The sequence below is a fragment of the Fictibacillus aquaticus genome (assembly GCF_002245695.1).
Taxonomy (GTDB): domain Bacteria; phylum Bacillota; class Bacilli; order Bacillales; family Fictibacillaceae; genus Fictibacillus; species Fictibacillus aquaticus.
In genome coordinates this window covers 1-3,718 of record NZ_NOII01000027.1, presented here as the reverse complement: position 1 = coordinate 3,718, position 3,718 = coordinate 1, and the positions used below count along the sequence as shown (strand labels likewise).

Below are 3,718 nucleotides of genomic sequence, written 5' to 3'. Positions count from 1 at the left end.
AAAATGAAGCAATCTGCCATTTTCATTAATGCTGGAAGAGGTGCATCAGTAGATGAAACAGCCCTCGTGGAAGCATTGCAGAATAAACAAATTGCAGGTGCCGGTCTTGATGTGTATGAAAAAGAGCCAGTTGACAGCAGCCACGTGCTGCTAAGTATGCCAAACGTAACTGCGCTTCCTCACATCGGCAGCTCCAGCGTTGAAACACGCCTTGCGATGGCGGCACTCGCAGCGGCTAATATCGAAGCGGTCCTGGAAGGAAAGCATGCAAAAACACCAGTAATATAACGAAGTGAGGAGGTGCAGAATGGAACTGCCTTTAAAAGGAAAGACCGCCCTTGTAACAGGAGCAGGGAGGCTGGGAGGAATCGGCGCTTCGGTTTGTCTTATGCTGGCTGAAAAGGGTGCGGACATTTTCTTTACATATTATTCACCGTATGATGGTGACGAAGAATGGAAAAAGGGTTCAGAGTCTGCAAATCTTGCAGCGAGAATCCGTGAAATGGGAAGAAAAGCTGGGACAATAGAGCTTGACTTGAGCATGACAGGTACTGCGCCTGTACTGTTTGATGCAGCAGAAAAAGAGATCGGCATACCAGATATACTTGTGAATAATGCCTGCTATTCAAAAAACGACAACATTGAATCTCTAAATGAGGCAAGCATCGACTTGCACTATGAGATAAACGTAAGAGCGGTTCTTATGCTCTGCAAGGAATTCTCGCTCCGTTATAAAGGAGAGGAAGGCAGGATCATTAACCTTACTTCGGGGCAGGGAATCGGTCCGATGACAGGAGATATCGCATACGCCGCGACGAAAGGAGCCATCCAGGCGGTTACAGCGACACTTGCAGCAGAGCTTGCACCTAAAAAGATTACCGTGAACAGTGTCAATCCAGGTCCGACGGATACGGGCTGGATGGATGAAGACTTGCGAGCAGTGCTGCTTCCAAAGTTTCCGCTAGGAAGGATCGGCATGCCTGAAGATGCAGCCAGGATCATCACCTTTTTGGCAAGCGGAGAAAGCGGATGGATAACAGGGCAGACAATCCACTCAGAAGGCGGTTTTTTGAGAAAATAGATAAAGGCAGCATAACTTACGTAACGTGTTCTCTTTTGGACTTGAAAAAGTCATGCAACTAGCGGCACAAAAATAGTTTTACTGACAAAGGATATTCCTTAATTTTGTCGAAAATCCATAAGAAAGGTGAATCTGGGAAGTAGGGAACGGTATGTGGGAGTCTATCCAAAGTATGTGCTTGCACGTTGTCTTCATTCTTTTTACAATCCTTATCTATCAAGTCTTTTTTATAGAAAGAGAAGAGAAACGGAAAAAAATTCATTCGAAATTTTTTCTGTTCATGATGATAATTTTAGTTTTTACCATGAGTCAGCCTGTCGTTTACGACATCTATAAACATGACTTTAAAGCAGTCGTTATCATACTGTCTTTTTTATACGGAGGCAAGAGGGCAGGGTTTATGGCATTTTTGGCTTTGCTAGTTACTGGTTATTTTACAGACCAAAATATGCTGGTCCTAGCAGGGAATTATTCTGTGTATTGTCTTTTGCTGCTTCCTGTAACCCGTTTGTTTCACCGCTATCGAATAAAAGGGAAAGTCATCGTGATCAGCTTGTTTTATATGATGATTCCAATTACAAGGGGTATCTTTCTTCAAATAAAAGGAGACCACCGGCAAACGATTTTTGAGTTAAGTTCTTCACTAATTATAGTGGCAACCTTGATTGCTATCGTCTATTTAATTGAAAACATGAATGAACAAATGGAAATGAAGCAAGAGCTGATTCGAACGGAAAAAATGAATGTCGTCAGCCAGCTGGCGGCATCAGTCGCTCACGAAATCCGCAATCCAATGACATCTGTCCGGGGATTTATGCAGTTAATGCAAAAAGAAGAAAATTTAACGAAGGAACAGCATTTATACATAAGCATTTCGATCGAGGAATTAGACCGGGCGCAAGGAATCATTAATCAATATTTAGCTCTTGCCAAGCCGCAAACGGATCAATATGAAACCATTGATCTATCTTCCGTCATTCATCAATCGATCGACGTGATGTATTCGTATGCTATTTTAAACAGCATTCATATTACACAGCAAGTAGAATCAGGACTCGAAATTGAGGGACTTAAGCTGGAAATTCAGCAGGTGCTGATCAACATTATCAAGAATGCGATCGAGGCGATTAAAAGCGAAGGAGAAATCTGGATTTCTGCTGCAAAACAGTCTGATGGTTATGTATCCATTCAAATCAAAGATAACGGGGTAGGCATGACAGAAACTCAATTGAAAAAAATAGGCAGTCCGTATTACTCCACAAAGGAAAAAGGAACAGGCCTCGGATTAACCGTATGCCATCAAATCGTGAAGCAAATGGGCGGAAACATCATGATAAAAAGTGAACTGCAAAAAGGAACATGTTTTACAATCCACTTGCCGTTAAAAAAGCAAGGGTAATCAAGATCCTTAATATTTAGTTCAGTTAATAAAAGCGCTCCATTCGAGGGGGGCTTTTTTTTGTCATTTTTTGTTTAAAGGAGGTCCAGAAAGGTCTGTACTTTCATTTCATGCGTCTTTTATCAGCGGGGAATATTTTGTCAGGAAAAGTTGAAAGATTTTTATAAATATACAGTTGAATTAATTTTTATTCAAGTTATAATGAAACATAACATTAAGAAATGAGGTGGAGGAATGGAGATCGGAATCATAGGCGCAACAGGTTACAGCGGTGTTGAGCTGTACCGGCTGTTATGCGGACATCCCGAAAAGCCGGCTGTGACACTGTTTTCTTCCTCAAAAGAAGGGCAGTACATAACAGACGAATACCCTCAATTGACTGAAATAACGAATAAAGGCATGCTTCACAAGCTGTCGGCTGATCATATAAAAAAAATGGATATTGTTTTTTCATGCGCTCCATCAGGTGTTTCGACCGAGATCCTGCCTCCTCTTCTCGACGCAGGAATAAGAGTGATAGACCTTGCAGGTGATTACAGGCTGAAGGACAGTGTTTTATACGAAAAGTGGTATAAAAAACCGGCCCCCCCTGAACGATGGCTGCATGAAGCAGTTTATGGACTGAGTGAATGGAACAAAGAGAAGATTCAAAGCGCCCAGCTGATCGCCAATCCTGGATGCTATCCTACTGCGGTTTCGCTTGCGCTCCTGCCATTGCTCAAACACAATTTGATTGATCCTTTGACCATCATCGCGGATGCAAAGAGCGGGCTTTCCGGCGCGGGTGCTAGCCTGGCAAAATCGGCTCACTATGCACAGGCGAATGAGAACACGGTTATTTATAAGATGAACCAGCATCAGCATATACCAGAAATGGAAAAGAATTTTGCAAGTATCGGAAAGACAGATGTAACCATGACTTTTTCGACGCACCTCGTACCGATGACACGGGGAATCATGGCAACCATTTATTCTGAACTAGAGCCGGGAAAAAGTCCGCAAAATGTTCTGCGAGCATTGCAAGAATGCTATGAGAAGGAGCATTTTGTGAGAGTGCATCCGGAAAACACGATGCTTGGCACGAAACAGGTGTACGGCTCAAACTATTGTGACATCAGCTTCTCTTTTGACGAACGAACTGGACGGCTGACGCTATATTCGGTGATTGATAATCTACTAAAAGGGGCAGCGGGGCAGGCGCTTCATAACATGAACATCATGATGGATCTCGACGAAAC

4 protein-coding genes are annotated in these 3,718 nt (G+C 42.9%); all 4 read left to right on the top strand.

Annotated elements, in window-relative coordinates:
- The coding region (locus CGZ90_RS18680; protein ID WP_276206776.1) for an NAD(P)-dependent oxidoreductase at window positions 1–288 on the top strand (288 nt) is incomplete at its 5' end.
- Between the two features lie 19 nt (window positions 289–307).
- Window positions 308–1,081 carry an SDR family oxidoreductase gene (locus tag CGZ90_RS18675; protein WP_094254031.1) on the top strand — a complete coding sequence of 258 codons (774 nt, stop codon included), beginning with the start codon at window positions 308–310 and terminating at the stop codon, window positions 1,079–1,081.
- Window positions 1,082–1,481: 400 nt separating this feature from the next.
- A complete protein-coding gene (locus CGZ90_RS18670; RefSeq protein ID WP_165766912.1) occupies window positions 1,482–2,480 on the top strand; it encodes an ATP-binding protein in 999 nt (332 codons plus the stop codon).
- A 234-nt stretch (window positions 2,481–2,714) separates the two neighbouring features.
- The coding region (gene argC, locus CGZ90_RS18665) for an N-acetyl-gamma-glutamyl-phosphate reductase (RefSeq protein ID WP_094254029.1) at window positions 2,715–3,718 on the top strand (1,004 nt) is incomplete at its 3' end.